The following is a 3,848-nucleotide window of genomic DNA, read 5'->3' on the forward strand; positions in this document are numbered from 1 at the left end:
AGGGCGCACCAAAAAAAGCTTCCTCTGTTTAAGAGGGAGTTTTTTTTGATGTGTTCTGCGTTTAGGATTCGAACCTCGAGGAGGACGAGGAACGGTGCACAGCATTGAAATATGCTAAATGCATGTTTCAAAGTGACGAGATTGCGAGGGAGACTATGCGACTGAGCAACTGTCGCCCCGGCGACAACTGCAGGGCGCACCAAAAAAAGCTTCCTCGTTTAAGAGGGAGTTTTTTTTGATGTGTTCTGTGTTTAGGATTCGATTTTTTATCCTTTTACAGAGTTCTTACCTGTTTTCTTTGCTAAGTAGAGCATCTGATCTGCTTTATACAAAAGGCTGTTAGCATCATCCTCATCAGTGTACTCGATAACACCAAAGCTGCTGGTTACATTTAACATCGTCTTTATAAAATGGTTTTCTATACTTAAACGAAGTCTTTCTGCTAAATCTTTAGCAGAATCAATATCAGTGTTTGGGAGTAATAGTATAAATTCATCTCCACCCCATCTTGCAAACACATCAGCTTCCCTTATATTATTTTGAGTGATTTGTGCTGATTGTATAATCACATTATCTCCTACTAAATGCCCATATGAATCATTAATATTTTTGAAATCATCAAAGTCAAATATAATAAGTGATAGTGGTGTATTATATCGTTTCGAGTAATCTACCCACTTTTTAAGTTCTTTATCAAGTTTTACTCTATTGTAAGCTCCAGACAAATGATCAATTGAAGAAACTTCTAGTAGTTCTTTACTGTCAATATAATGTATTCTTTTGAAATAGTGATTTCTGTATGCTTTGATACTAGATAATATAATAACTACGCTTAGGTATACAATAACAGCATAAAATTCTGATACTTCAATATCGGTAATATGAGAATAAGACATAGTTAAAAATCCTATACTTACAAATATAGACACAATAATCATATTAATAAATCTATTTGGAATCATAAACACGCAAATTATTATGACCATAACTCCAAATCCTTGTATTAGAAAATTTGGATTTTCATAATGATTGAGTACGAAGAGAAATAATAGGCTATAGATTATCTCAAAAAATGTTACCCACATAGATAGCTTTCTAATTTCAACATGGTTTATCCTAATATAAAATACTAGAACAAGTATGAAAGACAATATCTTAGCTACTGCTATTAAAAAGAATTTATTTTGATTTGGCAAAACAAAATAGTCAGCAATTAAAAATAAAATATTTAATATACTTAGTATTAGAATTATAGCTTTAATAAATCTTAGTGACCTCTGCACATCTCGTAGAGAGAATTCTCTTTCTAGTTCACTATCTACGAACTCTCCAAAATAGTTTATTTTCTTATTGTAATTTGTAAAGTTCACAACACAAACCCCGCAATTCCTCTTTGGCATCGTAATACTCTTAACTGCAGATTCATCTTCTGACTATATTCTCTCCCTGTATACCAAATGACACAATGTATTTAATATCTTATTTCCATTCATTGTGTCTTTCAATATATTATCATCTTGATTTTAGGGCTTTTTAGTATGCTCTAGCGAAATATGCCATATCATTAGCTTTTTCTCTACAGCAGACACATGTCCCATCACCAATTACTTCTTGCTCAAATGGTACACATCGTAATGTTGCTCCTGTTTCATCTTTAATCTTGTCTTCACATTCTCTTGATCCGCACCACATTGCCTTTATGAATCCAGGATTTTTAGTAAGGTTATCTTTAAATTCATTCATATCTTCTGCAATAGATGTTTTTTGTTCTCTCATATTTAGTGCTTTCTGATACATATTGTCTTGTATTTCATCTAATAATTTTTCAATTGTTGTAGCTAAGTCTTCTAAAGACACTTGTACCTTTTCACCTGTATCTCTTCTTGCTAAAATACACTGACCTTCTTCAATATCACGCGGTCCTATCTCTAAACGAATTGGTACACCTTTCATTTCCCATTGATTAAATTTCCAACCTGGTGTATAACCGTCCATATCATCTAATTCTACTCTAAATTTTTCTTTTAACGAATTTTTAATTTCATAAGCAGCATCTAAGACACCTTCTTTATGTTGGGCAATAGGTATTATTACTAACTGTGTCGGTGCTATTTTGGGAGGTAATACTAATCCATTATCATCTCCATGAACCATAATTATTGCACCAATCAATCTAGTAGAAATTCCCCAAGATGTATGATATGGATTTGCTTGGTTATTTTCCCTATCTAAGTATGAAATTTCAAAAGCCTTCGTAAAATGTTGTCCTAAATTATGAGATGTCCCAGACTGAAGTGCTTGACCGTCGTGCATTAAAGCCTCCATAGTATAAGTTGAATAAGCTCCAGCGAATTTTTCCTTCTCGCTTTTCTTACCAACGACCATCGGTATTGCCAAGTATTCTTCAGCAACATCTCTATAAATGTCTAACATCTGCATTGTTTCTTCCTGTGCTTCATCATATGTTTCATGCAGTGTATGGCCTTCTTGCCATAAAAACTCAGAAGTTCTTAAAAATGGTCTAGTTGTTTTTTCCCACCTAACTACGCTGCACCATTGATTATACTTAAAAGGAAGTTGTCTATAGGTATTTAACCATTTTGAATACATACTACATATAATTGTTTCCGACGTAGGCCTTATACAAAGCCTTTCTGCTAATTCTTTACCTCCACCATGTGTTACCCATGCTACTTCAGGAGCAAAACCCTCCACATGTTCAGCTTCCTTTTTAAGAAGACTCTCTGGTATTAATAATGGAAAATACATATTTTGATGACCAGTCTCTTTAAATCTTTTATCATACTCTTTTTGTATATTTTCCCATATTGCATATCCATATGGTCTTATAACCATAAATCCTTTAACTGGTGAATAATCTACTAATTCAGTCTTTGATATAACATCAGTATACCATCTAGCGAAATCTTCATTCATTGGTGTGACTGCTTCTACTTTTTGCTTCTTACCCATAATAACCTCCATTTTTGTTCTTTGTTGTTGTGCCTTAATATTTCCTTCTAGTAAATTACTATCATAATTATCAAAAATCATCTATATAAAGTGGTACTCTATGAATACCACTTGAAACATGCTTTTCCCCTTTTTCCTGACTACTTGGACAGTTGATTTCATTATAATTAAGCCTTAAACTAATGTCAATAGATTTAGAGAGTCCTTCTTTTTCGTATTATGCTTAAAGTCTACCTATTATCGCTTATTAAAGGTAAATAATACTAGATATTTTTTTCAATAATCATTGTTGACATACAAATTTTATGATGGTATAATAAGTCTTGTCTTATTCCGAGAGGTACCGAAGCGGTCATAACGGGGCGGTCTTGAAAACCGTTAGGGTCACAAGCCCACGTGGGTTCGAATCCCACCCTCTCGGCCATTTTTTTTATACAAAACATGCAAGGCAAATGAGGAGAAGTACTCAAGTGGCTAAAGAGGTGCCCCTGCTAAGGGTATAGGCCGTTTACGCGGCGCGAGGGTTCAAATCCCTCCTTCTCCGCCATAATATTTTTTTGAAATTCAAAATTCTGTACGATATAGAATTTTTTTTTTATACTTATGAACTAGTAAGGAGGGATTTGAACCCCAAGGGGGCTTGTGCCGTTAAAAAAAGATGCTAAATGCATGTTTTTAGGCACAAGGGGCGCAGCTTTCAAGCAAGCCCGGCAGACACGCAGTGGATGCTTCTCCTTCTCCGCCATAATATTTTTTTCAAATTCAAAATTCTGTACGATATAGAATTTTTTTTTTATACTTATGAACTAGTAAGGAGGGATTTGAACCCCAAGGGGGCTTGTGCCGTTAAAAAAAGATGCTAAATGCATGTTTTT

2 protein-coding genes and 2 tRNA genes are annotated in these 3,848 nt (G+C 34.1%); 2 read left to right on the top strand and 2 right to left on the bottom strand.

Translation table 11 applies throughout. The features are described from left to right. Nucleotides 1-266 precede the first annotated feature (266 nt). Both GC105_RS17660 and proS read right to left on the bottom strand, forming a co-directional pair. On the bottom strand, nucleotides 267-1,370 hold the full coding sequence (locus GC105_RS17660) for a diguanylate cyclase (RefSeq protein ID WP_193708468.1): 1,104 nt from the start codon (nucleotides 1,368-1,370) through the stop codon (nucleotides 267-269). A gap of 163 nt (nucleotides 1,371-1,533) precedes the next feature. Next, nucleotides 1,534-2,973: a proline--tRNA ligase gene (proS, locus tag GC105_RS16480; RefSeq protein WP_152807029.1), complete on the bottom strand. Its 1,440-nt coding sequence runs from the start codon at nucleotides 2,971-2,973 to the stop codon at nucleotides 1,534-1,536. Between the two features lie 334 nt (nucleotides 2,974-3,307). On the opposite strand from proS, the gene GC105_RS16485 reads away from it, so the two are divergent. Further along, a tRNA-Ser gene (locus GC105_RS16485) sits at nucleotides 3,308-3,397 on the top strand. Between the two features lie 32 nt (nucleotides 3,398-3,429). Next, nucleotides 3,430-3,520, top strand: a tRNA-Ser gene (locus GC105_RS16490). Nucleotides 3,521-3,848: the final 328 nt, after the last annotated feature.

The sequence above is a fragment of the Alkalibaculum sporogenes genome (assembly GCF_009362815.1).
Classification (GTDB): Bacteria; Bacillota; Clostridia; order Eubacteriales; family Alkalibacteraceae; genus Alkalibaculum_A; species Alkalibaculum_A sporogenes.

What these genes read in the sequence shown, in the direction of transcription:
- proS (WP_152807029.1), bottom strand. Translation starts at nt 2,973, where the DNA reads ATGGGTAAGAAGCAAAAAGTAGAAGCAGTCACACCAATGAATGAAGAT.